The 23,079-nt window shown below is 64.4% G+C and carries 24 protein-coding genes and 1 pseudogene; 12 read left to right on the forward strand and 13 right to left on the reverse strand.

What is annotated here, in order from left to right:
* Nucleotides 1-14 precede the first annotated feature (14 nt).
* Complete coding sequence (locus ACFFNA_RS21670) at nt 15-566, reverse strand: DUF3291 domain-containing protein (RefSeq protein WP_378921451.1); 552 nt, start codon at nt 564-566, stop codon at nt 15-17.
* Between the two features lie 213 nt (nt 567-779).
* Between ACFFNA_RS21670 and ACFFNA_RS21675 the strand changes: the two genes are divergently transcribed.
* The gene (locus tag ACFFNA_RS21675) at nt 780-1,490 is read left to right on the forward strand and encodes a DUF805 domain-containing protein (protein WP_378921453.1); all 711 of its coding nucleotides are present in this window, start codon (nt 780-782) and stop codon (nt 1,488-1,490) included.
* Here the strand turns inward: ACFFNA_RS21675 and ACFFNA_RS21680 are convergent.
* From ACFFNA_RS21680 to leuD, 7 genes are all read right to left on the reverse strand, one after another.
* Nucleotides 1,480-1,962: a GNAT family N-acetyltransferase gene (locus tag ACFFNA_RS21680; RefSeq protein WP_111544084.1), complete on the reverse strand. Its 483-nt coding sequence runs from the start codon at nt 1,960-1,962 to the stop codon at nt 1,480-1,482. The genes ACFFNA_RS21675 and ACFFNA_RS21680 overlap by 11 nt on opposite strands.
* A 4-nt stretch (nt 1,963-1,966) precedes the next feature.
* Complete coding sequence (gene leuB, locus ACFFNA_RS21685) at nt 1,967-3,070, reverse strand: 3-isopropylmalate dehydrogenase (protein WP_378921455.1); 1,104 nt, start codon at nt 3,068-3,070, stop codon at nt 1,967-1,969.
* A gap of 87 nt (nt 3,071-3,157) precedes the next feature.
* Nucleotides 3,158-3,508 (reverse strand): VOC family protein, encoded by a 351-nt coding sequence (locus ACFFNA_RS21690; protein WP_378921457.1) that lies wholly within the window; start codon nt 3,506-3,508, stop codon nt 3,158-3,160.
* Nucleotides 3,509-3,521: 13 nt separating this feature from the next.
* Complete coding sequence (locus ACFFNA_RS21695) at nt 3,522-3,905, reverse strand: RidA family protein (RefSeq protein ID WP_378921459.1); 384 nt, start codon at nt 3,903-3,905, stop codon at nt 3,522-3,524.
* A gap of 128 nt (nt 3,906-4,033) precedes the next feature.
* Nucleotides 4,034-4,963, reverse strand: coding sequence for an Ivy family c-type lysozyme inhibitor (locus ACFFNA_RS21700; RefSeq protein WP_378921461.1), 930 nt, complete (start codon nt 4,961-4,963; stop codon nt 4,034-4,036).
* A gap of 268 nt (nt 4,964-5,231) precedes the next feature.
* A complete protein-coding gene (locus ACFFNA_RS21705; RefSeq protein ID WP_378921463.1) occupies nt 5,232-6,089 on the reverse strand; it encodes an Ivy family c-type lysozyme inhibitor in 858 nt (285 codons plus the stop codon).
* A 49-nt stretch (nt 6,090-6,138) separates the two neighbouring features.
* Nucleotides 6,139-6,744, reverse strand: a complete 606-nt coding sequence (leuD, locus tag ACFFNA_RS21710; RefSeq protein WP_378921465.1) for a 3-isopropylmalate dehydratase small subunit — start codon at nt 6,742-6,744, stop codon at nt 6,139-6,141.
* Between the two features lie 148 nt (nt 6,745-6,892).
* Between leuD and ACFFNA_RS21715 the strand changes: the two genes are divergently transcribed.
* The 4 genes from ACFFNA_RS21715 to ACFFNA_RS21730 all read left to right on the forward strand — a co-directional run bounded on the left by ACFFNA_RS21715 (nt 6,893) and on the right by ACFFNA_RS21730 (nt 8,683).
* Nucleotides 6,893-7,318: a GNAT family N-acetyltransferase gene (locus ACFFNA_RS21715; protein ID WP_378921467.1), complete on the forward strand. Its 426-nt coding sequence runs from the start codon at nt 6,893-6,895 to the stop codon at nt 7,316-7,318.
* Between the two features lie 73 nt (nt 7,319-7,391).
* Nucleotides 7,392-7,703, forward strand: coding sequence for an ArsR/SmtB family transcription factor (locus tag ACFFNA_RS21720; protein ID WP_378921691.1), 312 nt, complete (start codon nt 7,392-7,394; stop codon nt 7,701-7,703).
* The gene (locus ACFFNA_RS21725; protein WP_378921469.1) at nt 7,703-8,149 is read left to right on the forward strand and encodes an SRPBCC family protein; all 447 of its coding nucleotides are present in this window, start codon (nt 7,703-7,705) and stop codon (nt 8,147-8,149) included. Before ACFFNA_RS21720 ends, ACFFNA_RS21725 begins: the two co-directional genes overlap by 1 nt.
* Nucleotides 8,150-8,191: 42 nt before the next feature.
* Nucleotides 8,192-8,683, forward strand: coding sequence for an SRPBCC family protein (locus ACFFNA_RS21730; protein ID WP_378921471.1), 492 nt, complete (start codon nt 8,192-8,194; stop codon nt 8,681-8,683).
* Nucleotides 8,684-8,904: 221 nt separating this feature from the next.
* On the opposite strand, the gene ACFFNA_RS21735 is transcribed toward ACFFNA_RS21730, so the two are convergent.
* From ACFFNA_RS21735 to ACFFNA_RS21750, 4 genes and pseudogenes are all read right to left on the reverse strand, one after another.
* A complete protein-coding gene (locus ACFFNA_RS21735; protein WP_378921473.1) occupies nt 8,905-10,071 on the reverse strand; it encodes an NAD(P)/FAD-dependent oxidoreductase in 1,167 nt (388 codons plus the stop codon).
* A gap of 74 nt (nt 10,072-10,145) precedes the next feature.
* Entirely contained in the window at nt 10,146-11,747 is a 1,602-nt protein-coding gene (locus ACFFNA_RS21740) for a sensor histidine kinase (protein ID WP_378921475.1), read from the reverse strand.
* Nucleotides 11,738-12,430 (reverse strand): response regulator, encoded by a 693-nt coding sequence (locus tag ACFFNA_RS21745; protein ID WP_378921477.1) that lies wholly within the window; start codon nt 12,428-12,430, stop codon nt 11,738-11,740. The genes ACFFNA_RS21740 and ACFFNA_RS21745 overlap by 10 nt, the downstream gene beginning before the upstream one ends.
* A 3-nt stretch (nt 12,431-12,433) precedes the next feature.
* Nucleotides 12,434-13,889 (reverse strand): annotated as a pseudogene (locus tag ACFFNA_RS21750) (DUF4153 domain-containing protein).
* Between ACFFNA_RS21750 and ACFFNA_RS21755 the strand changes: the two are divergent.
* The 3 genes from ACFFNA_RS21755 to ACFFNA_RS21765 all read left to right on the forward strand — a co-directional run bounded on the left by ACFFNA_RS21755 (nt 13,785) and on the right by ACFFNA_RS21765 (nt 15,588).
* The gene (locus tag ACFFNA_RS21755) at nt 13,785-14,072 is read left to right on the forward strand and encodes a hypothetical protein (RefSeq protein ID WP_378921701.1); all 288 of its coding nucleotides are present in this window, start codon (nt 13,785-13,787) and stop codon (nt 14,070-14,072) included. The pseudogene ACFFNA_RS21750 and the gene ACFFNA_RS21755 overlap by 105 nt on opposite strands.
* Before the next feature lie 369 nt (nt 14,073-14,441).
* Nucleotides 14,442-15,332, forward strand: a complete 891-nt coding sequence (locus ACFFNA_RS21760) for an HpcH/HpaI aldolase/citrate lyase family protein (RefSeq protein WP_378921479.1) — start codon at nt 14,442-14,444, stop codon at nt 15,330-15,332.
* A 49-nt stretch (nt 15,333-15,381) separates the two neighbouring features.
* The gene (locus ACFFNA_RS21765) at nt 15,382-15,588 is read left to right on the forward strand and encodes a DUF1737 domain-containing protein (RefSeq protein ID WP_023763029.1); all 207 of its coding nucleotides are present in this window, start codon (nt 15,382-15,384) and stop codon (nt 15,586-15,588) included.
* Nucleotides 15,589-15,845: 257 nt separating this feature from the next.
* On the opposite strand, the gene ACFFNA_RS21770 is transcribed toward ACFFNA_RS21765, so the two are convergent.
* Nucleotides 15,846-16,268 (reverse strand): metallopeptidase family protein, encoded by a 423-nt coding sequence (locus ACFFNA_RS21770; RefSeq protein WP_111544069.1) that lies wholly within the window; start codon nt 16,266-16,268, stop codon nt 15,846-15,848.
* A gap of 136 nt (nt 16,269-16,404) precedes the next feature.
* On the opposite strand from ACFFNA_RS21770, the gene ACFFNA_RS21775 reads away from it, so the two are divergent.
* The 4 genes from ACFFNA_RS21775 (at nt 16,405) to ACFFNA_RS21790 (ending at nt 23,066) form a co-directional block, all read left to right on the forward strand.
* Nucleotides 16,405-17,037, forward strand: coding sequence for a LysE family translocator (locus ACFFNA_RS21775; RefSeq protein WP_378921482.1), 633 nt, complete (start codon nt 16,405-16,407; stop codon nt 17,035-17,037).
* A gap of 215 nt (nt 17,038-17,252) precedes the next feature.
* Nucleotides 17,253-18,308, forward strand: coding sequence for an ImuA family protein (locus tag ACFFNA_RS21780; protein WP_378921484.1), 1,056 nt, complete (start codon nt 17,253-17,255; stop codon nt 18,306-18,308).
* A complete protein-coding gene (locus tag ACFFNA_RS21785) occupies nt 18,250-19,725 on the forward strand; it encodes a DUF6504 family protein (RefSeq protein WP_378921486.1) in 1,476 nt (491 codons plus the stop codon). The genes ACFFNA_RS21780 and ACFFNA_RS21785 overlap by 59 nt, the downstream gene beginning before the upstream one ends.
* Entirely contained in the window at nt 19,722-23,066 is a 3,345-nt protein-coding gene (locus tag ACFFNA_RS21790) for an error-prone DNA polymerase (RefSeq protein ID WP_378921488.1), read from the forward strand. Before ACFFNA_RS21785 ends, ACFFNA_RS21790 begins: the two co-directional genes overlap by 4 nt.
* Nucleotides 23,067-23,079: the final 13 nt, after the last annotated feature.

The raw sequence follows: 23,079 nt of genomic DNA on the forward strand, positions 1-23,079 counted from the left end.
GTCCGCGCGCCTGGTCAGATCAATTGCTGCCGCTCTTCATTCAGACGTATGTTTCGCTTGACCGCCTGGCTATCGATTGTCGTTGGGCGGCCATCTTCGTCGAAACATGTCTTGAAATCGAAGGCGAAAGGGCTGGCCTTGTGGTCATGAAGGAATTCATGTCGGGCCACGGCCTCCGTCCAGGTAGGCGCATGATCCCACTCGACCCACCAAAGCACATAGGGTGGCCAGGCGGGTTTGAGAAACCATTCTCGTCCGTGCCTCATCGCCTCCATATGAATTCCCGCGTAAGAGAATGCCATTGGCGATGCCAGGTCTTTCCAGAGCGACAACGTCGATGGCGACCAACCGTCCCCTCGTTCACTGTAGAAGCGCGGAAAAACCTGCTCGCCCCAGCTTTCGGGACCAGGTTCTTCCGGATAGCCCGACCTGGCGATGAACCCTTCGCTGGTTTCGGCAACCAGAAAATTGCGATCGTTGCGGTCATGAAAGCCCTGGTTCACCGCGTCATTGGCTGGCGCGCGGAAGATACCGAACGTGTACAAAGCGAGCCGTTTTCTCTTCATTTTGCCTCCAACGGACTGTCCGCGCCCTACCGGGTCGATTCACAATTTCGGCATCAGCACTCTTGGCTGACATTGTCCGCGTTTGGTGAAGACGACTGCAATTTCCGTCTTATGCTTCATTCGCGGCGAAGACGGTAGCCACGGGCATGGTCTTGCCCATGGGCTCGGCCCTGTGCCACACCTTGGCGGGGACGTGGCAAGCGGGGGCAGGATATGCGCGGCGAAGTGCTTCACTATGACGAGGAGCAGGGCTTCGGCTTCATCACCGGAGCCGACGGCAATCGCTACACCTTCACCCGCGAGAACCTGCGCCGGCAAACCGCGATGCCCAACGGCACGGCCGTCGAGTTCCAGCCGGGCGGCGGCCAGGCGCGAGACGTCTTTTCGATCGCCGTCCAGACCGCAGCCCCCGCCGCCGACGCCAGCACGAGCGCCACACCGGCTCAAGCCGGCAATAAAGCTGCCGCCGGTGCACCCCATGCACAGAATTTCGGCCGCTCCGCCGAACCGGCCGAACCCACCGATTTGTGGGGCTATTTCTGGCGCGGCGTGACGCGGAACTACTTCAACTTCGCCGGCCGCGCCCGGCGCAAGGAATATTGGGGCTACTGCCTGTTCTGGACGGTTTGCCTGCTGATCATTGGCGGCATCGGCCTGTTCACCGATATGGATATGGGCGATTTCGACAGCGATGTGTCGGCAGCGGTAACGGTTGGGCTTTGCGGCACCTTCATTTTGGCGACGTTCCTGCCCAGCCTCGGCGTGATCGTGCGCCGGCTGCACGATATTGGCGTGACGGGCTGGCTCTGCCTGGTGATCCTCATCCCCACGATCGGCAGCCTGATCATCCTGGTCTGCGCGCTGATTCCGACGCAGGCCAGGGAAAACAAGTGGGGACCGGTACCGGCGGGCGTCAGGATTTGACCGCCTTCAGCGCCTCTCCCGAAAGCCTGAGAAAGACCTTTTGGCCGTGGCGCTCGGCGCCGAGCCGGTCGTAGAACCGCAGCGCGCCCTCGTTCCAGTCCTCGGTGGTCAGGTCGATACGGCCGATGCCATGGCGCCGGCAATGGTCTGCGAGAAAGCCGATCAGCGCCCGGCCGACGCCGGCGTTGCGAACCTTGTCGCGCACGAACAGGTCCTTGAGGAACAGCAACCGCTCGAGATCGATGCCGGGATGCGCGATCGCCACCGACGCCAGGCCGCTGACCTCGCCCGCGACGAAGGCCAGCGCGAAATGCGGATAGGCCGGACTTTCCTCGCCGAGCCATTTTCGTGCCGCCGACAAGGCGCGGTCGGCAGCAAGAGGCGGCTGCCGGTAGTGAACAGCCATCTCGCACAGCATATCGGCGAGCGCCATCGCATCCCCGGTCGTCGCCCAGCGGACGTCGACCGGCACGGTATCAGCCGAGGAATTTGGCGATGATCGCGTCGCCCATCTGAACGGTGCCGACCTCGGTCATGCCCTCGGACAGAATGTCCTTGGTGCGCAGGCCTTCGTCGAGCACGGCGGCAATCGCGGCTTCCACACGGTCGGCTTCCTCGACCATGCCGAAGGAATAGCGCAGGCACATGGCAAAGGACGCGATCATGGCGATCGGGTTGGCGATGCCCTTGCCGGCAATGTCGGGCGCCGAACCGTGCACCGGCTCGTACAGCGCCTTGCGCTTCTTGGTCTTCACATCCGGCGCACCGAGCGAAGCCGACGGCAGCATGCCGATCGAGCCGGTGAGCATGGCGGCGATGTCGGACAGCATGTCGCCGAACAGATTGTCGGTGACGATGACGTCGAACTGTTTTGGCCAGCGCACCAGCTGCATGCCGCCGGCATCGGCCAGCATGTGGTCGAGCTTGACGTCGGAGTACCGCGCCTTGTGGGTCTGGGTGACGACCTCGTTCCACAACACGCCCGACTTCATGACGTTGCGCTTTTCCATCGAGGTGACATGGTTCTTGCGCGTGCGCGCCAGCTCGAACGCCACGCCCGAAATGCGCTCGATCTCGAACGTGTCGTAGACCTGGGTGTCGATGCCGCGCTTCTGGCCATTGCCGAGATCGATGATCTGCTTCGGCTCGCCGAAATAGACGCCGCCGGTCAGCTCGCGCACGATCAAGATGTCGAGACCTTCGACCACCTCCTGCTTGAGCGAGGAGGATGCGGCGAGTGCCGGATAGCAGATGGCGGGGCGCAGATTGGCGAACAGCTCCATGTCCTTGCGCAGGCGCAGCAGGCCGGCTTCGGGGCGCACCTCGTAGGGTACGGCATCCCATTTCGGCCCGCCGACGGCGCCGAACAGCACCGCGTCGGCAGCCATCGCCTTTGCCATGTCGGCATCGGAAATCGCCGCGCCATGCGCATCGTAGGCGCAGCCGCCGACCAGGCCGTCCTCGGTGGTAAAGCCGCTGCCGAGCTTGTCATTCATGGCTGATATCAGCTTCTTGACCTCGGCCATCGCCTCCGGACCGATGCCGTCGCCGGCGAGCAGGAAAAGATGCTTCGTTGCCATGGGAAAACCGTCCTGGAAAGAATTTGAACCGCGGCCTTGCTAAACGCCAAGCGCCCGGCGCGCAAGCCTGCGGTTCAGAACCACCGTTCACCGATGCGAGAGAATGTTGACCAACCTGCCGAACGGATCGCGCACATAAAAGCGCCGTACGCCCCAGGGCTCGTCCGCCGGGCCGTATTCGATGGCGAAGCCGGCCGCCTCCATGGCGTCGAGCGCCGCATCGACATCGTCGACCTCGATCGACAGATCCGGCACCGGCGAGCCGGAGCCGCCCTCGGCGGCAAAGCTGATCTGGACGTCCATTTTTTCTTGCGAGCCCAAGGTCGCGATCCAGCCATGGTCCATCAGCACGTCGAGGCCGAGCACGTCCTGGTAGAAGCGCTTCGCCGCCGCGATGTCTGATGTCTCGATGTTGGCAACGATCCGCCGGACTTTCATCGTCTGCCCGCCTTCATGCCGTGCGCCGCAGCGCCGTCACTTCGATCTCGATCTTCATTTCCGGCTTGTTGAGCTGGCAGACGATCATCGTCGCCGCCGGCCTGATATCGCCGAACGTCTCGCCGAGGATCGGGAAGACGATATCCACGAAGGCGCCATCGGTGATGTAGTAATGCGCCCGCACCACGTCGGCCATCTCGAAGCCGCCGTCCTGCAACGCCTTGCCGATCGTCGCCAGGCAATTGCGCGCCTGCGCCTCAACGGTGTCCGGCATCGTCATCGTCGCATAGTCATAGCCGGTCGTTCCGGACACGAAACACCAGTCGCCCTGCACCACCGCACGCGAATAGCCGGCGGTCTTTTCGAACGGCGAGCCGGTGGAGATCAGTTTTCGCATGAGGTGCCTCGCAGGATTGTAGCGGCCATTTTGCAGGGAAAACGCGGAGCCAGCCATGGGCCAACGCGAGTGGAATGGCGGTGCAAACCTTAGATGTCGCGGCGGTGGTGATTACCTGCCTGGAACCCTTAATTTCCCGACCCCAGCGCCTTGTCGAGCGCCTCCTTCACATCGGCCGGCCATGTCGTCATCGCCGGCCAGGCGTTCGGCTGGCCATTGTCGCCGCGGCGGGCGAAATAGAGCTTGTGCTGGGCCGGGTCGACCGCCATGAAGCCGTCATTGCCGCCGCAGTCATGCGGCACGCAGCCGCTGGCGTAGAAGGCGCCCGAAGCGGTCTTTTCCGTGCCGCCGCCGACCAGCAGGCTGGTCGCCATGTCGGGCATGTCCTTGCCGAGCAGCTTTTGCGCTTCCTTGTAGACAGCCTCGTTATGGAAGGCGTCGATGATGTTCTGGTACTTTTCCGGATTGATGTCTTTCCAATCCGTGCCGGGTTCCGGCATGTAGGTCAAATTGCCTGAAATCGTCAGCCCGTCGGTCGGCGACCATTGCAAAGCCGGCTTCTCATCTCCCGGCAACAGATAGGGCACGAAATAGATGGCGTTGTCGGACACCGCCGAGGGCGGTGCGCCGCAGTCGTCCTGTTCGACCGTCGTGCTCTGGATGGTGCCACCTTCCGGCTTCCAGATGATCACCGTGGCCGGGCCGCATTGATTGCCGCCGTCCCCGACATCGAACAGCGCCACCTTGACGCCGCCGACCTCGACTATTCTGTCGAAGAAGACGTCGTAGTTGGTTGCCAGTTGCTGGCCATCATAGGCAAGCACCTTCTCACCGTCCTGTTCCGGCTGGGTGATGGTCAGCTGGCCGCCTTCGAACGGCACAGGCGCCTGCTTGTCGTCGTCGGAAGCATCGGCGGCGCCCGTCCCCTGATCGGTGGCAGGTTTCTCGGTGGATGGCGCGAGCTGCGCCGCGGGCGTCTGCGTCTGGGCATAAGCACTCGTCGCAGGCAGCAGCAAAAGGGCCAGCCCGCAAGCGCCGGCAAGAAGCGAACGTGTCATGGTGATCCTCCGTTTCGTCAGATCATAGCCAGCCGGACATGAAACGCCAGTTGCTCTGAGTCGCACCAGTCGAATGACCGACCGTGTTCTCGAAGAGGGTCCAGGGTGTGTTGAGATTCAGGTCAGGCCGAGCCGGAGTCGAAGACGGGCGCGAAGCAAACAAGGTGGGTTCCGAGAACCGGAGCGGAGCGTACGTTTGGGTACGTGAGCACCGGAAGCGCAGGTATCAGCCGTTTGCAGGCCGGCATCACCTGAATATCAACATGCCCTAGTTCGCAGACCCCATCGCCTCTTCCAGCGCCGCCTTGACATCGGCCGGCCAGGTCTGCACCGGCGGCCATACATCCATCCTGGGCTTGTCGCCGCTGTGGGCGAAATAGAGCTTGTGGTTGGTCTGATCGACCGCCATGAAACCGTGATTGCCGCCGCAATTGTGCGGCGCGCAGCCGTCGAAATAGACGATGCCGGACGCGGTTGTTTTCGTGCCGCCGGCGGCCAGAAAGCTGGCTGCCAGAACGGTCATGTCCTTGCCAAGCAAGGCCGTGGCGTCCCTGTAGACGGCCTCGTTGTGAAAGGCGTCGATCATGTCCTCGTATTTCGACACGTCGACATCTTTCCAGCCCGTGCCGGGATCCGGCATGTAGGTAAGATTGCCCGCAATCGTCAGCCCGTCGGTCGGCGACCATTGCATCGCCCGCTTCGAGGCGCCCGGCAGCAGATAGGGGACGAAATAGATGACATCGTCGGTCACCGACGCCGGCGCGCCGCATCCATCCTGCTCGACCGTGATGCCCTGGATCGTACCGCCTTTCGGCTTCCACACGATCATCACGGGGGGACCGCAGAGATGGTCGATGTTGCCGTCGCCGACATCGACCAGCGCCACTTCAGTGCCGGCTATGTCGATGATCCTGTCGAAGAAGACGTCATAATTGCTCGCCAGCGTCTGGCCGTCATAGGCGAGCACCTTTTCGCCGTCCGGCTCCTGCTGGGTGATGGTAAATTGACCACCCTCGAACGGGATCGGCGCCTTCTGGTCGATGACAGGCGCCTGGGCAAACAGGCTCGTCGCCGGCAGCAAGATCAACACCAGCCCGCAGGCGACGGCAACAAGCAAGCGTGTCATGACAAGTCCTCGTTCTACCCGAAGCGAAGACCCGCCGTCGGCGCTGCTTTCAGGCCCAGGGGCGCTGCTCGGCGTTTCTCTTCTCGAACGAATCGATGGCGCCGGCCTTCTCCATGGTCAGGCCGATATCGTCGAGACCATTGAGCATGCAGTGTCGCTTGAAATCGTCGAGGTCGAACGCGACCACGCCGCCATCGGGGCCGCGGATTTCCTTGGCCTCGAGGTCGATCGACAGAGTGGCGTTGGAGCCGCGCGAGGCGTCGTCCATCAGCTTTTCGAGGTCTTCGGGGCTGACGGTGATCGGAAGCACGCCGTTCTTGAAGCAGTTGTTGTAAAAGATGTCGGCGAACGAGGTCGAGATGACGCAGCGAATGCCGAAGTCGAGCAGCGCCCACGGCGCGTGCTCGCGGCTCGAACCGCAGCCGAAATTGTCGCCGGCGACCAGGATCTGCGCCTTGCGGTAGGCCGGCTTGTTGAGCACGAAATCCGGATTTTCCGAACCGTCGTCATTGTAGCGCATTTCGGCGAACAGGCCGGTGCCGAGCCCGGTGCGCTTGATCGTCTTGAGATAATCCTTGGGGATGATCATGTCGGTGTCGACATTGACGATCGGCATCGGCGCGGCGACGCCGGTGAGCTTGGTGAATTTTTCCATGGCTTTTGCCCGTGTTCTTGTTTCGGGGGAATTGCTGAGGCACGGTTTACACAAAGCCGCGGGCAAATAAAAGGCAACTGTTTGTGCAGGATGGCCAGCTGCGTAAAACGGCTTCGAATTCGCCGCCCGATGGTGCAGTCTGGCGATCATGGCGCAAAACTCCCAAATCCTCTATGCCCGCGAGCCCGCGCTCGACATCGCCGAATTCCACCGTGTGCTGGTGGAATCCGGCCTCGGCGAGACACGCCCCGTCGATGACGACGCCCGCCTGCAGGCGATGCTTTCAGGCGCCAATCTGGTGCTGACGGCGCGTCTCGATGTCGAGGGCAAGCCGCTGATCGGCGTTGCCCGCGCCCTCACCGACTTCTCCTGGGTCTGCTACATCTCCGAACTCGCCGTTTCCCAATCGGCGCAGGGGCTCGGCATCGGCAAGGGCCTGATGGACGAGGCGCGACGGCAGCTCGGGCCATCCGTCGCCATCAGCCTGATCTCCATGCCCGACGCCGTCGGCTTCTACGAACGGATCGGCATGATGCGCATGCCCGACGCCTTCTGGTTCTCCCGCAAGTACTGACGTGGTCGCCTTCTCGGCGTGAAAGCCTTGCCGCTTGACATGCAACCAAATGGTTGCATATTAAGCCATGAGTATGGATGCCGTCTTTCGCGCCCTGGCCGACCCGACCCGCCGGAAATTGCTGGACAGCCTCCATATCAGGAACGGGCAGACGCTGAACGCGCTGTGCGCGGAGATGGACATGACGCGCCAGGCGGTGACCAAGCACCTGGCGATCCTGGAGGAAGCCAACCTCGTCACCACCATCCGCAAGGGGCGCGAGAAGGAGCACTACCTCAACCCCGTTCCCATCAACGAGATCGCCGACCGCTGGATCGGCAAATTCGAGCGCGGGCGGCTGAACGCGCTTGGCGATTTGAAGAAACGCCTCGAAAGGGAAGACTGATGAGCAACGCTTTCGTCTACGTGACCTACATCCGCACCACGCCCGAAAAACTCTGGGAAGCGCTGACCGAGCCGGAGTTCCACCAGCAGTATTTCCTCGGCGCCCAGATGCAGAGCGACTGGAAGCAAGGTTCGGCGTGGAAGATGGTCTACGCCGACGGCCGCGTCACCGACAGCGGCGAGATCCTCGAGATCGATCCGCCCAGGCGCATCGTGATCAAATGGCGCAACGAGTTCATGCCGGAGGTGAAGGCCGACGGCTACACGCGCTGCACCTTCGTCATCGAGCAGGAAGGCGACATGATGAAGCTTGCCGTCACCCACGGGGCGGACGGTCCGCACAAACTGCTGGAGCATGTCTCCAACGGCTGGCCGCTGATCCTGTCAAGCCTGAAGAGCCTGCTCGAAACCGGCAAGGGTCTGTCGCGCCCGGCGTCGAAGGGTTGATGCCCTCGTTTCGATAGCGAAACGATCTTGTTGGAGGTACCTATGATGCATGTCCCTGTCGTGCACAGCATGACCAATGGCGAGACCGTCATGGCAAGCGCCGACATCGGCGCACCCGCCGAGCGTGTCTTCCGCGCCCTGGTCACGGACGAAGTCGAGCACTGGTGGGGGTCCGCCGACACCTACCGGATGGTCGATTGGTCAGCCGATCTTCGCGTCGGCGGCCGCTGGAAGGTCACCGTCCGAGCGGCTGACGGCAAGGATCTGCCGGCCAGCGGCGAATTCCTCGACATCGAGGCGCCGCGCCGGATCGTGCAGACGCGGGCCTATGCGTGGGATCATCCGACGCTTGGCCGGCGGCAAACGACGGTCGCCTGGCTGCTGCAGCCGATCGCCACCGGCACGCGCGTCACCATCTGTCATGGCGGTTTTGCCGGGCTGGGCGAAGCGGCGGCCGAGCATGCCGAAGGTTGGGCGCGGGTGCTGAGCTGGCTGCAGGCTTATGTAGACGCTGGAAGACTGGCGGCAGCTTAGACGCGCGTCTTCCCTTCTCCCCCTGCGGGGCCCAAAGGGCGGGCGAGGCCCGTGACTCGCCCAGGGCGGTGGATCGGCGCGTAGCGCCGAGACGGATGAGGGGTGTTGGACGGGGCGCGTCGGTGCCAAGCTGGAGCACCCCTCATCCGTCGTCTTCGGCGACACCTTCTCCCACAAGGGGAGAAGGGAAAGAGAGCTTGCGTCCGGCCGCAGCGCCGTCGTCAAATCACATTCAATTCCCGGAACGCCCTTCCCTCGGCAACCCGGCCATACCCGAACGCCGCGCAGTCCACCGTGCGGTAGCCGCCATGTACGATCAGCTCGGCCAGCGCCTTGCCGACCGCCGGCGCCTGCTGCAGGCCGTGGCCGGAAAAGCCGTTGGCGAACAGGAAATTGCCGATCTCAGGATGCGGGCCGATCACCGCGTTCTGGTCGAGCGTGTTGTAGTCGTAGTGCCCGGCCCAGGCACGGGTCGGCTTGATCGCCTCGAAGGCCGGAATGCGGGTCGCCAGCACCGGCCAGATGACCTCTTCGAACAGCGGCCAGTCCGGCTCGAAATCGGCGGGATCGGCAGGACCGTCGCCCTCTTCCGGCTCGGCGCCGCCGGTGATGTAGACCGAGCCTTCCGGCCGCACATAGATGCCCGAGGGATCGACTAGCAGCGGCATGTCGGCATATTTCTCGCGCGCCTCGAATACGAAGACGTTGCGCTTGCGCGGCTCGACCGGCAGCGCCAGTCCGGCCATGTCAGCCACCTTGCCGGCATTCGGCCCGGCGGCGTTGATGACGGTGCCGGCTTCGAGCGTCTCGCCATTGTCGAGGCTGACGCCGGTGACGCGGTCGCCCTGCCGCTCGATGCCGGTGACGTCGGCGGTGATGAAATCGATCTTCTTGCCCCGCAGCGCCTTGCGGAACAGCATCAGCATCGCATGGGCGTCGAACCAGCCCTCGCCTGTCCGGCCGTAGGCGCCGGCGGTGATGCCCTCGGCCGACAGCCACGGAAAGCGGCGCACCAGCTGATCCGCATCCTCGAGCACGATGTCGGCGCCCTCGGCCATCTGCGCGTCGTGATTGGCTTTCAGGATCGGCAAGCCGTTCTCGCCGGCCAGGATGAGATAGCCGCCCTCGCGAAAACCGATATCGGCGTCAGTGCCGAACTCTTCCTTCAACCGCCGGAACAGCTTTAGCGTGAACTGCGACAGGCGGATGTTTTCCGGGATGGAGAACTGCTGGCGGATGGAGGCGCAGGACAGTGTCGTTGCCGCATGCGCAAATTGCGGATCGCGCTCGATCAGCGCGATCGAGCCCGAAAACCCCTCTTCGCGCAGATAATAGGCGATCGAGGACCCGACGATGGCCCCGCCGATGATGACGATGTCGTAGCGCACGCTTTTGCCTCTCCAATCCTAGAGCATGATCCCGAAAAGCGGGTATCGGTTTTCGGATAAGATCATGCTCCAATTCATACAACCGGCAGAATGATCTCGAAGCGCGTGCCGCGTTCGGAGTCAACCAGCCGGATCATACCATCATGCGCTTTCAGGAGGGCCAGCACGATGCCGAGCCCCATGCCGGTGCCGCCGGAATCGCGCCGCGTGGTGAAGAACGGCTCGAAGATGCGCGCCCGGTTGCTGGGCGAAATGCCGGCGCCGTCGTCGCCGACCAGGATGGTCGCCTTGCCGCCGGTGCTCGCCGCTGAGACCGAAACCTGCGTCGCGCCGTGCCTGGCCGAATTGTCGATGAGATTGACGAGCACGATTGCCGCGTTTTCGGCCGATATGAGCAAACCGATCTCGCCGCCCGCCTCGACGCGTACCGCCAGCCTGTTGTCGACGGGCAGCAACGCCAGCGCTGCGCCGATCGAGGTGCTCTCGCCGCTCGGCGCGAGATTCTCGGCACGCGCCAGATCAAGCAGGCGGCGGACCAGCAGATTGAGCCGCCCCGCATCGGTGACGATATTGTTGGAGAAGCGCCGCCGCTCGGCATCGTCCATCGCCGAGCCGGAATCGCGCAGCAGCTCGGCCGCGCCCTGGATCGCCGTCAGCGGTGATTTGAGCTCATGCGAGACATGGGTGGCAAAAGTCTGGATGCTGTCTGATCGCGCCTGCAGCTTTTCGGCCATGTCGAGGAAGGCGGCGGAAAGCTCCGCCATCTCGTAGGTGCCGTGGTGGTCGAGCGGCCGGATCGCCGCGCGGTCGCCGGCGGCGATGCGCTCCGTGCGGTCGATCAGCGCGTAGATCGGCCGGCTGACGGTGCGCAGGAAGACCAGGCCAATAAGCAGCGTGCCGCCGAGAATGGCGATTGCCGCCAGGGTCACCTTGCCGCGCTCGCCATAGAGATGCTTGACGATGTTGTTGGGCGTCCGCGACACATAGACCACGCCGGCGACCTTCCCGTCGACGGCCACCGGCAGGGCGACGAAGACACGCACCTTGGTGCCGCGGCTGACCGAATAGAGCGGCGGCGGCGGCTGGTCGGGGATGCGCAGCCTGAGCGCGCTGGCATAGCGCCCGGCAAGTGCTGCGCGCACCTCTTCGACCCCGCCAAGCGACAGTCCGACCTCGCCGCGTCCGGCAATGACGACGCCCGCGGGGTCGAGCAGCCGGAAGCCGGCCAGCGTGGTTTTCTGCGTGGCATCGAGAATGCCAGACAGGCGCGCGCCGATCGCCGCGAAGGCGGGATCGATGGTGGCAGGCATCGCCGCCGGCCGCGTCGGCAGCACATAATCCGAGGCGAGATCGAGACGCGGTTCGATCGGCCGGTACAGAGGGTCTGGATCGACCCCCCGGCTCGCATCGCCGCTTGCTTGCGGCATCGGCGCGCCGAGCTTGTCCGGCGGGATGCCGGCGTCGCGCACGTCCTGCGCATAGATGGCGGCGATGGCAGCACCTTGCGCGATCAGCTCGGCCTCGGTCTGGCGGATCAGCTGGTTCTCGTAGAGCCGGAAGAAGAACAGGCCGACCAGCGGCAAGGCCATCACCAGGATCAGGATGGCGACGACAACCGTGGCGAGGCGAGGCCGCCATTTGCGGCCGATCCACTTGCGAGAGGTCGTCAGCCGCATCGGCCGAGCCGGAAGCCGACGCCATGCACGGTCTCGATGGCATCCAGGCAGCCCGCCGCCGCCAGCTTGGCGCGGATGTTGCGGATATGGCTGTCGACGGTGCGGTCGGCGACATGGATGTTGGCGGCATAGGCATTGGCCATCACCGCATCACGGTCGAGCACATGCGTCGGCCGCGCCAAAAACCCCTTCAGGATCGAGAATTCTATGCCCGTCAGGGCAAGCGGCTTGCCGTCGAAGCTGGCGCTATGGCTGGCCGGCGCCAAGGCGAGCTTGCCATGCGCGAACTGCCTGTCGTCGGCCGGTTCGGGCGGCACCGGGCGGGCGCGCCGCAGGATGACGTTGACGCGGGCGACCAGCTCGCGCGGGCTGAACGGCTTGGTCACATAGTCGTCGCCGCCCATTTCCAAACCCAGCACCCGATCGATTTCTTCATCTCGCGCGGACAGGAACAGCACCGGCACATCGGATGTGTGCCGCAGCCGCCGGCAGACTTCCAGCCCGTCCATCTCCGGCATGCCGATGTCGAGTACGACCAGGTCAGGTGTGCGCCGTCCGATCGCTTGCAGAGCGGCGGCACCATCGGCCACCGCTTGCGTCTTCATGCCGGCCTTTTCCAGCGCAAAGCAGATCACCTCGCGGATATGCGGATCATCGTCGGCGACGAGGATGTGATGCGGCATGGATCAGCGGCCCGGCACGTAAGGTTTGCTGGCGTCAGGAACCACGACAGGGCCCCTCGTGTCGAGATAGGCAAGCAACCGCCAGTCGCGAAAGCTCCAGGCCCGCCAGCTCTGCTGGAGGGTGCGATACCAGCCTTCGTCGCTGCCGCGCAGCCCCGCCAGTTCGCGAAAGACGGGATCGTTGGCGGCAGCCGTCCGGCTCTGATGATCGAGGAAGCGATCGAGTGCCGGAAACGCGCCCGGGCCGAGCGAGCGCAGATACCAGGCGTCGAGGGAGATGCCCAGGCCGGTCATTTCGAGGGAATGGTCGACATTGTAATTGGCGATCAGCGCGGCGAAGTTGATGAAACAGCCGGCATAAAGCGTCAGAGATAACGTCAGAAGATTGGCGGACAGCAGCCATTCATTGGATTTTCCAAGCGCGATGCGGGCGATGATCAGGGCAAGGCCGGCCGCCACCAGCCCCATCCAGACGAAAGCGGCGACGCGCCAGTAGGTCAGCGCATAGATGCCGATATAGAGGTCGAGCCGCAGGATCGACGAGATGACCAGCATGATGTTCTGCGCCACCCAGGCATAGACCAGCCGGCGGATGAGCGGATCGGCTGATGCAGCACTTCCGGGCCGCAGCGCCGCCAGCACGAAGCCGGCAGCAAGCAGCGCGGTGACGATCAAGGGATAGGCGCCGCGATGCGCGTAAGCCGCGTAGCTGAGCCCGTCGGGCAGCGCCACCCCGCCCCACAGATAGGTGGCGTCGAGACCGGTCTGCAGCGCAAACGCCGAATAGGATGTCCTCGATGGTGGTGACGGTTTTCTCGGATTGAGCGCTGACCGCCGCTGGCGGCATCGCGCGCGGGATGCGGCGCAACAGGCGAGGCAGGCGTGGCCGCAGAAAGGCCCAGACACAGGCCAGCACGAACAGCCAGAAGGCAATCCGCGTGAGCTGGATGAGATCGAGCAGCTTCAGAAGGTCGATCAGCGACAGCCAGTAGTCGATGACCGGATTGGCGGCGCCGAACAGGGCCAGGAAGACCGCGCCGAGCGTCAGCGGCATCACCCAGACGGCGATCGCCGCCAGCCGGACGCGGCGCCGGCCGAACCGGCGCGCCGTCTTGCGCCAGCGGATGAAATCACCAATGAGCCGGAACGGCACCGCCAGCCCGAACAGCGCGATCTGGCCGGCAATGCGGGCGATGCGATGGCGCAGACGTCCGCTGAGCGAAAGCGCGAAGACGATCATGGCCGCAAGCGCTGTTGACACCGACAGGGCGCTGACGTTTTCGGCAAGCGGCAGCAACGCGACAAGCAGCGCGACGGGCTTGAGCCACAGCCTGCCGTCGCTGAAGGCAGCGGGATGCACGGCGACGACCGCGGCGGCCATCAGGATGGCGAACAGGAAAACCGTGATGCCGGCGGGCTGGCCGTAGAAGAGAAAATCCGCCAGCGCGACCAGCACCACGGCAACACCGAGACGGGCGCAATAGCTCGGCGCGGCAGAGAAGAATGCTGTCATGACCTGGCCCTCCTGGTCGCTTCCGGCCGGGCGGTTGGCGGGCACTTGCGGGCAAAAGGGATGAGGATCGCCACGGGATTCGCGCGCGGCGGATCGATCAGCCACCAGCCTTCGCTGCGCAACCGGTAGGGAAGGGACCAACGGGGTTTTGCTCGCTGTTGCATGCCGCCTGTCTCGCAGACCGGCCGGGAGACGGTGGGGCGTATCCGAGGAGGTTTTCCGCAAGCGTGTGCAGTTTTCGTGCAGGGCAAACGCTGCAGGTTGGCGCTGCCTCACCTGCCTGCCGGCATCCTCTCCCCGTAAACGGGGCGAGGGGCGCTGTTGTCGATGGTTTCGCCAATTGGGCGCAGCAGATGCGGACAGCCTCTTTCTCCCCGTTTACGGGGAGAAATGCCCGGCAGGGTAATGAGGGGCGGCGCCAACTCTGACAATTGGTGGACTCAAAAGCGATTGCCCTGCGCGCTTGCCTCGACCAACCACAGACGGCATAGATCAGCCATGGAAACCTATCGCCCGCGCCGCTCGGTGCTTTACATCCCGGCCTCCAACGACAAGGCGCTGGCCAAGATCGCGCAGCTTGCCTGCGATGCCGTCATCGTCGACCTGGAAGACGGCGTGGCCCCGGTCGACAAGATCGCCGCGCGTGAAAAACTGGCCGGCATTTTCGCCAACCGCCCAGTTGCCAACCACATTGGCCGGCGCTGCGAGATGGTGGTGCGCATCAATGCGCTGGCCAGCGAATGGGGCGCCGATGACCTGCTGGCTGCCTCAAGCTGCGAGCCCGACGGCATCCTGTTGCCCAAGGTCGACACGCCGCGCGACCTGCTCGAGGCCGGCGACGTGCTCGACGACAATTTTGCCCCCGACAGCGTGAAGCTATGGGCGATGATCGAGACGCCCAAGGCGCTGCTCAACATCGGCGCCATTGCCGAACTCGGCCGCGATCCGGCTTCGCGCCTGGCTTGTTTCGTTTCCGGAACAAATGATCTGCTCAACGACACCGGCGTTCTGGCAACGCCCGACCGGCGTTATCTCGTGCCGTGGCTGATGCAGATGGTGCTGGCCGCGCGCGCCGGCGGCCTCGACATGCTCGACGGCGTCTCCAACGATTTCCGCGACCTCGACGCTTTCGCCCATGAATGCACGGAAGCGGCCGCCATGGGGTTCGACGGCAAGAGCCTCATTCACCCGGCCCAGATCGAAGCGGCGAACCTGGCCTTCGCGCCGTCCCCGCAGGCAGTGGCCGCGGCGCGCCTGGTGAAGGATGCCTTTGCGCTTCCGGAAAATGCCGGCAAAGGCGTGATCGCGCTGAATGGCAAGATGGTTGAGCGGCTGCACCTGGCGCAGGCTGAAAAACTGCTGGCGAAGGCGGCCGCCATCGGCGCATGATATCATGCCCATGCTTGCCGGCTAAGGTACTCACGACAGGACTTGAGACATGAAACTCTACCGCTTTCTGACTGGCCCGGACGATGCCAGCTTCTGCCACAAGGTGACGGCGGCCCTGAACAAGGGCTGGCACCTGTTCGGCTCGCCGACCTATGCCTACGACAAGAAAGCCAAGACGATGTGCTGCGGCCAGGCCGTGGTCAAGGATATCGACGGCCAGGAGTACGGGCCGGACACCAAGCTGAGTGATTGGTAGGCTTTCACTGAGCTTTTCCTTCCTTCGTCATCCTAGGGCGTAGTAGTCGCGAAGCGACTGCGGAGACCCTAGGATCCATGCCGCTACCTCCGCCGAAAATCACGACGGACGAGGATTGGTGCGATCAGACCGACGATCGGGATGGCCGCCCGGCTCTGTTCTGCCGGAGCACTGCACCAACGTCACGGCATGGATCCCAGGGTCTTCGCGACGGAGCTTCGCTCCTGCTTCGCCCTGGGATGACGAAGCATAGGGCCTTACTCCGCAGCCTCTTCGATCTTTTCCATATCGTCATCCGACAGGCCGAAATGGTGGCCGATCTCGTGGATCAGCACGTGGGTGACGATGTCGCCCAGCGTCTCTTCGTTCTCGGACCAGTAGTCGAGGATGGCGCGGCGGTAGAGCGTGATGCGGTTCGGGCCCTCGCCGGTCTGCGGGTTCCAGCGCTCGGCGATGCCGCGTCCCTCGAACAGGCCGAGCAGGTCGAACGGCGTTTCCAGCGACAGATCGTCCATGATCTCGTCGGTCGGGAACTCGGCGATCTGGATGACGATCTCACCGGTCAGCTTGCGAAAATCCTCCGGCAGATGCGCGTAAGCCTCCAGCGCCAGGAACTCCATTTCCTCCATCGAGGGCGAAAGTTCGTCGTGCCAGGTGCGGGTCTTGTAGATGCGGGCCATGCTTTGTCCTTTGATCCCGGCATATAGGCTTTCGCGCCGGAATCGGCAAATGGCGCGGCAATTCCTGGTTCAGATGCTTTGCCGCCGCGGGGGAATCGCGTAGGGGTCAGTTCCGGCCATGTAACAGGGAGTTCTCATGCCGGACCTTTCCACTCTTGGACTTTTCGCGATTGCTTGCCTCGCCCTGACCGCGACGCCGGGGCCGGACATGCTGTTGATCGCCTCCCGCAGCGCCAGCCAGGGGCGCCCCTCGGGCCTGGCGACCTATGCCGGCATCGCCGCCGGCACCTATTGCCATGCACTGGCCGCCGCCTTCGGCCTGTCGCAACTGTTCCTTGCCGCACCCATCGCTTACGACATCGTCCGCTATGCTGGCGCGGCCTACCTCGCCTATCTCGCCTGGAAGGCGTTCCGCTCCGGTGGAACAGCGTTTGCACCGGTCGCCGGCCTGCCGCGCTACTCGCAAGGCCGCATCTTCCGGCAGGGCTTGCTGACCAACCTGCTCAACCCGAAGATGGCGCTGTTCGTGCTGGCGCTGTTCCCACAGTTCGTGCAGCCGCAGTCCGGCTCGGTGGCGGCACAGATCCTGGTGCTGGCGACCGTGCTCAACCTGATCGGACTGGTGGTCAATGGCCTGGTCATCCTGACCGCAAGCCGGATCGGTGCAGCCTTGTCGAGGCGCACGCGGTTTCGGCGGGCGCCGCAGATTCTTCTGGGAACCGTCTTTGCAGGGCTTGCGGCACGGCTCGCCTTCGGCAGCCAGCGCTAGCTTCTCGACGATGGGGTCGGTGGTGCTTGCCTTGACGGACCTCGTACCTTGGCGATGAGCGGAAACGCCTATCGCTTCGTCACGACGACTCCCGCCTTCAGGCTACTGGCCGAATGCAGAGGAATAAATTCCCCATGACTCTGCTTGACTCTTGGGGTCCCCTCTGGAATCTATAGGAACATAACAGGAACAATTGTGAGTGGAAGCTGACCGTCATGGCGATGACCGCCGTGGCGCGGGAGACTGTTTTTGCCCTGCGCCGCCAGATCGCGAAGATCGAGGGAACGTTGCCCGAGCGCCTGCAGGCGCCGGTCGCGGCGACCCCTGATGCTGGCGTCAGCACCAATGTCACCTCCAACACCGATGTCACAATTGTCCGGCGCGGCATTGCCGCGGCGTTGCCGGATGCGTTCTTGCCCACCGGCGTCGAGCGGCTCGATACCGCCCTGAGCGGTGGCCTGCCGAAAGCTGCCTTGAGCGAAATCCATGGCATTGAAACCCGCGATGCCGGAGCCGTCGCCGGCTTCGCTTTGTCGCTCGCAAGCCTGATCCTCAAGCAGACGCAAGGGCTGCCGGTGCTGTGGATCGGCACATCGGAGATTTTTCGCGAGGCGGGGTTTCCCTATGCGAGGGGGCTTCATGCCTCGTTCGGCATCGAACCCGAGCAATTGCTGTTTTCCGAGGCGCCAAAACTTGTCGATGCGCTGTGGGTCGCCGAGGAGGCCGCAAGGATGACGGCGCTCGCGGCCGTCATCCTCGAGATCCGCGGCAATCCGCAGCGGCTCGGCCTGACCGCGACGCGCCGGCTGCATGCCCGGGCGCAGAGTGCCGGCCGGCCGGTGTTCCTGCTGCGGCAGGCCGCCGAGCCCGAACCGACGGCCGCACCGGTTCGTCTCATCGTCGCGTCGGCGCCGTCAGTGCCACGCCACACCATCGCCGGGCCACTCGCCGGCTCGATCGGCCGCCCGGCCTTCACCCTCACCATCGGCAAGAGCCGCACGGCCCTGCCTGGACAATTCACACTGGAGTGGAATCCCGATGAACGCGCATTCGACGAAAGATGGGGCGACGAAAGAAGAGGCGAGGAAAGAAGAGGCGAGGAAAGAGCAAAGAATCCTGTCCCTGTGGTTTCCCTATCTGGCAGTGGAAAGGATCCTGCGGCAGCGTCTGGGGCGGTCCTGGCGTTCCCGGCCGTCGGATCACCTGCCGCTGGTGATCAGCCATCGCCGTGGGAACGCGCAGCGCATCTCAGCCCTCGACGAGCGAGCTGAGGCGCTGCACCTGAAACGCGACATGGGCATCGCCGATGCGCGCGCCATGCATCCGACGATCGACATCGTCGAGGCCGATCCGCAGGCCGACCGCCGCCTGCTTGAAGGCCTTGCCGACTGGTGCGACCGCTACACCCCGCTGGTCGCGCTGGACGCGACAGACGGCCTGTTTCTCGACGTCACCGGCTGCACCCATCTTTTCGGCGGCGAACGCGCCATGCTGGACGATATCCTGTCGCGCTTTTTCCATCAGGGTTTCGATGTCCGCGCCGGACTTGCCGCGACACCGGGCGCTGCCTGGGCGGCGGCACGCTTTTCCGGCGACCGTATTGTCGCAGGCGGCGAGGAGGAGGCGCTGCTGGCGCCCTTGCCGCTGGCAGCACTGCGCATCGAGCCGGCGATCCGCACCAGCCTGGAAAGTGTCGGCCTGCGCACGGCGGGCGCCGTCATGGCGGCACCGCGCGCGCCGCTTGCCCGCCGCTTCGGCGCCTCCTTGCTTTTGCGCCTCGACCAGGCGCTTGGCCGCCTCGACGAGGCGGTGTCGCCGCGCCTTCCCGTCGCACCGCTTTCGGTCGAACGCCATCTCTCCGAGCCCGTCACCCTGACCGAGGACATCGAACGGCTGGTGGGCATGCTGGCGGCGGCATTGAAGACCGACCTCGAGCGTCGCGGCGAGGGTGCCAGGACGTTGGCGCTGCTGCTCTTTCGCGTCGACGGCGCCGTCAGCCGCATCGCCATCGGCACCTCGCGGCCGATGCGCGAACCCCAGCTGATCCAGAAATTGTTCCATGAAAGGCTGGCCGCGCTCGAACAGGATATCGATGCCGGCTATGGCTTCGATCTGGTGCGGCTCTCGGTGCTGACGGCCGCCGCTTTCGACATGCAGCAGGCCGACCTTGCCGGCGAAGTGACCGACGACGGCGCCGATATCGCGCTGTTCGCCGACCGCATCCGCGCAAGGCTCGGCGAGGGCGCGGTCCTGCAGCCGATCACCGTGGAAAGCCATCTGCCGGAGCGTGCGGTTGCGACAATCCCCTTCACCGCGGCCCCGCGCCGGACCACGCCGCCGAAGAAGCCGGACCGGCTGCAGGCGCCGATGACCATCTTCCCGCCGGAACGGCCGATCCGTCTGTTCCGCTCGCCCGAACCCATCGAGGTGCCGGCCACCGAAATGCCGGAGGGCCCGCCGCTGAACTTCCGCTGGCGGCGCGCGCTCTACCGGGTGATGCGCGCCGAGGGGCCGGAACGCATTGCCGCCGAATGGTGGCGCGAGGCCGCGAGCGACGAGGCGGCATCGACGCGCGACTATTACCGCATCGAGGATGCCGACGGCCGCCGCTACTGGCTCTACCGGCAGGGCCTTTATGGCGGCACCCAGGTGCCGCCGCGCTGGTTCATGCACGGGGTCTTCGCATGAACGCGCTGACCGTCATTCCCTATGCCGAATTCGGCATCCAGTCGAATTTCTCCTTCCTGCGCGGCGCCTCCAAGCCGGAGGAGCTGGTGGTCGCCGCCAAGCTTTTCGGCTTTTCCGCGATCGGGCTTGCCGATCGCAACACGGTGGCCGGCGTGGTCCGCGCCTGGCAGCAGGCCAAGGTCGAGACGCTCTCCTACCATCCCGGCTGCCGGCTGGTTTTTGGCGACGGCACCCCTGACATTCTCGCCTATCCGCAGGACCGCAAGGGCTGGGGGCATCTCTGCCGCATGCTGACGCAAGCCAATCTGCGCGACGAGAACGAAAAGGGCGCCACCCTTCTCCAGCGCAGTGACTTGCTTGAATGGGGGGATCTGATGTCGCTGGCGGTCCTGCCCGATCTGACGGCGGGGACGGAAGACAGTCTCGCTCTGCTTCGCCAGCTCAAGGGTCGTTTCGGGAGGAATCTCCGTCTGGCCGTTTCGCCGGACTATGCGGGCAATGACCGTTTCCGGATCGAGCAGGCAGCGGCGTTTGCCGAAAGTGCCGGCATCCCGCTGATGGCGACCAACGACGTTCTCTACCACACGACTGAGCGGCGTCCGTTGCAGGACGTGCTGACCGCGATCCGCCTCAACACGCCCGTCGCCGACGTCGGGCTGCAGCTGGCCGCCAATGCCGAGCGCCATTTGAAGCCGCCGATGGAAATGGCGCGCCTGTTCCGCGGGCATCCGCAGGCGCTGGCCGAGACCTTGCGCTTTGCGCAGGAGCTGACCTTCTCGCTCAGCGACCTCCAGTACAATTACCCCGACGAGCCGACGGAATCAGGTCTCGGGCCGCAGGCCGAGCTGGAACGATTGGCGCGGGAGGGGGCGGCCAACCGTTATCCGGCGGGGGTGCCTGCGTCCGTGACCAAGCGCATCGAGGAGGAGCTCGCTCTGATCGAGCGCCTCAACTACGCCCGCTATTTCCTGACCGTCTACGACATCGTCAAGTTCGCCCGCAGCCAGGATATCCTCTGCCAGGGGCGTGGTTCGGCCGCCAATTCGATCGTCTGCTTCTGCATCGGCATCACCGAAGTCGGGCCGGAGCGGATCGACACACTGTTCGAGCGCTTCATTTCCGAGGAGAGGAACGAACCGCCCGACATCGACGTCGACTTCGAGCATGAAAAACGCGAAACCGTCATCCAGTACATCTATACGAAATACAGCGCCAAGCGCACCGCGCTGGCCGCCGCCGTCATCAGCTATCGCGGCCGCTCGGCGCTGCGCGAAGTGTCGAAGGCGATGGGCCTGTCGGAGGATGTCAGGGGATCGCTGTCCGGCTCGATCTGGGGCTGGTCGACCTCGGAGCTCGGCGAGAAGGAAGCCCGCGCCGGCGGCCTCGACCGCACCGACCCGGTGTCGCGGCATGTGCTCGAACGCGCCAACGAGATCATGGGCTTTCCCCGTCATTTGTCGCAGCATGTCGGCGGCTTCGTCATCACCAGGGACCGGCTCGACGAGATCGTGCCCATCGTCAAGACGGCGATGGACGAGCGCAAGATGGTCGAATGGGACAAGGACGATCTCGACGCGGTGAAGATCCTGAAAGTGGACGTGCTGGCGCTCGGCATGCTGACCTGCCTGAAGCGCGCCTTCACCTTGCTTACGGATCACTATCCAGATGCGCGGGATGCGTTTGGGCAACCCTATGTGCTGGCCACCCTGCCGCCGGAAGATGACGACGTCTACGACATGATCTGCCGCGCCGACACGCTCGGCGTCTTCCAGATCGAATCGCGCGCGCAGATGTCGATGCTGCCGCGCCTTCAGCCGCGCACTTTTTACGACCTCGTCATCGAGGTGGCGATCGTGCGGCCGGGCCCGATCCAGGGCGACATGGTCCACCCCTATTTGCGCCGCCGGCAAGGCAAGGAGCAGGCCGAATACCCCAAGCCGGAGCTGAAGGAAATTCTCGGCAAGACGCTGGGCGTTCCGCTGTTCCAGGAACAGGCGATGAAGATCGCCATCGTCGCCGGCGGCTTCAGGCCGGGCGAGGCCGACGAACTGCGCCGCGCCATGGCCACCTTCAAGCGCACCGGCACCATCGGCAATTACCGCCAGCGCATGATCGACGGCATGGTCGGCAAGGGTTACGAAAAGGACTTCGCCGAGCGCTGCTTCAAGCAGATCGAGGGCTTTGGCGAATATGGCTTTCCCGAAAGCCACGCCGCGTCCTTCGCCCTGCTCGTCTATGCCTCCTGCTGGTTCAAGACCTTCTATCCCGACGTGTTCTGCGCCGCGATCCTGAATTCGCAGCCGATGGGGTTTTACCAGCCGGCCCAGCTCGTCCGCGACGCGCGCGATCATGGCGTCGACATCCGCGACGTCGACGTCAATTTCTCCGTCTGGGACTGCACGCTGGAGAAAGCATCTTTCGATCCGGCCCGCATCCTCGAACGCCATGCCTCGATGCGTGGCGTCATCGAGACAAATCATGCGCTGCGGCTCGGCTTCCGCCAGATCAAGGGCCTGTCGGAGGAGCGCATGGACGCTTTCGTCGAGCGGCGCGGTTCAGGCTACGAGTCCGTCAGGGACGTCTGGCTGCGCTCCGGCCTCGATGTCGACGAGATCGAAAGGCTGGCGCAAGCCGACGCCTTCCGTTCGCTCGGCCTTGATCGTCGTGAAGCCTTGTGGGCGGTGCGCGCGCTCGACGGCAAGAGTGCTGCTGAAAAGCTGCCGCTGTTCGACCAGAAGGATATCCGCCTGCGTGAGCTGGAGCCCGAGACGAAGCTGCCCAAAATGCCGCTCGGCGAGCATGTCATCCACGACTACCGCTCGCTCGGCCTGTCGCTGAAGGCGCATCCGGTCGCCTTCCTGCGCGAGCGGCTCGACCGCGCTGGCGTCACGCCCAATGCCAGATTGCCATCCGTGCGCGATGGCAGGCGTGTCTCGGTCGCCGGCCTCGTGCTGGTGCGGCAGCGCCCCGGCAAGGGCAACGCGATCTTCCTGACGCTGGAGGACGACAAGGCCGTCGCCAATATCATCATCTGGCAGAGAACCTTCGACCGCTATCGGCCCGTCATCATGGGCGCCAGGTTCGTCCGCGTCACCGGCAAATTGCAATCGGAATCGGATGTCATCCATATCGTCGCCGAGAAGATCGAGGACCTGACACCCTGGCTGACCGTGCTTCTGGAGAAGGTCAGCCAGGCCAGCCTGCCGGTCGCCGATCCTCCGGAACACCTCGTCAGCGGTCCGGATCGCGACAGCCGACCCGCGATAGGGAATGGACAGGATCTCGCAACGCTGTCGGAAGAGGCGGAAAGGGTCATGCCCAAGGGCCGCAATTTTCAGTAGGCGCGGCCGCCGG

Origin of the sequence: Mesorhizobium kowhaii, assembly GCF_042431665.1 — a bacterium.
GTDB classification, from domain to species: Bacteria; Pseudomonadota; Alphaproteobacteria; order Rhizobiales; family Rhizobiaceae; genus Mesorhizobium; species Mesorhizobium kowhaii.

Coding starts and splice junctions, on each gene's coding strand:
- ACFFNA_RS21780 (WP_378921484.1), top strand. CDS start 17,253: ATGGCGATGACCGCCGTGGCGCGGGAGACTGTTTTTGCCCTGCGCCGC.
- ACFFNA_RS21755 (WP_378921701.1), top strand. CDS start 13,785: ATGCACGGCGACGACCGCGGCGGCCATCAGGATGGCGAACAGGAAAAC.
- ACFFNA_RS21695 (WP_378921459.1), bottom strand. CDS start 3,905: ATGCGAAAACTGATCTCCACCGGCTCGCCGTTCGAAAAGACCGCCGGC.
- ACFFNA_RS21760 (WP_378921479.1), top strand. CDS start 14,442: ATGGAAACCTATCGCCCGCGCCGCTCGGTGCTTTACATCCCGGCCTCC.
- leuB (WP_378921455.1), bottom strand. CDS start 3,070: ATGGCAACGAAGCATCTTTTCCTGCTCGCCGGCGACGGCATCGGTCCG.
- ACFFNA_RS21670 (WP_378921451.1), bottom strand. CDS start 566: ATGAAGAGAAAACGGCTCGCTTTGTACACGTTCGGTATCTTCCGCGCG.
- leuD (WP_378921465.1), bottom strand. CDS start 6,744: ATGGAAAAATTCACCAAGCTCACCGGCGTCGCCGCGCCGATGCCGATC.
- ACFFNA_RS21775 (WP_378921482.1), top strand. CDS start 16,405: ATGCCGGACCTTTCCACTCTTGGACTTTTCGCGATTGCTTGCCTCGCC.
- ACFFNA_RS21745 (WP_378921477.1), bottom strand. CDS start 12,430: ATGCCGCATCACATCCTCGTCGCCGACGATGATCCGCATATCCGCGAG.
- ACFFNA_RS21675 (WP_378921453.1), top strand. CDS start 780: ATGCGCGGCGAAGTGCTTCACTATGACGAGGAGCAGGGCTTCGGCTTC.
- ACFFNA_RS21770 (WP_111544069.1), bottom strand. CDS start 16,268: ATGGCCCGCATCTACAAGACCCGCACCTGGCACGACGAACTTTCGCCC.
- ACFFNA_RS21765 (WP_023763029.1), top strand. CDS start 15,382: ATGAAACTCTACCGCTTTCTGACTGGCCCGGACGATGCCAGCTTCTGC.
- ACFFNA_RS21715 (WP_378921467.1), top strand. CDS start 6,893: ATGGCGCAAAACTCCCAAATCCTCTATGCCCGCGAGCCCGCGCTCGAC.
- ACFFNA_RS21740 (WP_378921475.1), bottom strand. CDS start 11,747: ATGCGGCTGACGACCTCTCGCAAGTGGATCGGCCGCAAATGGCGGCCT.
- ACFFNA_RS21700 (WP_378921461.1), bottom strand. CDS start 4,963: ATGACACGTTCGCTTCTTGCCGGCGCTTGCGGGCTGGCCCTTTTGCTG.
- ACFFNA_RS21790 (WP_378921488.1), top strand. CDS start 19,722: ATGAACGCGCTGACCGTCATTCCCTATGCCGAATTCGGCATCCAGTCG.
- ACFFNA_RS21730 (WP_378921471.1), top strand. CDS start 8,192: ATGATGCATGTCCCTGTCGTGCACAGCATGACCAATGGCGAGACCGTC.
- ACFFNA_RS21725 (WP_378921469.1), top strand. CDS start 7,703: ATGAGCAACGCTTTCGTCTACGTGACCTACATCCGCACCACGCCCGAA.
- ACFFNA_RS21720 (WP_378921691.1), top strand. CDS start 7,392: ATGGATGCCGTCTTTCGCGCCCTGGCCGACCCGACCCGCCGGAAATTG.
- ACFFNA_RS21705 (WP_378921463.1), bottom strand. CDS start 6,089: ATGACACGCTTGCTTGTTGCCGTCGCCTGCGGGCTGGTGTTGATCTTG.
- ACFFNA_RS21690 (WP_378921457.1), bottom strand. CDS start 3,508: ATGAAAGTCCGGCGGATCGTTGCCAACATCGAGACATCAGACATCGCG.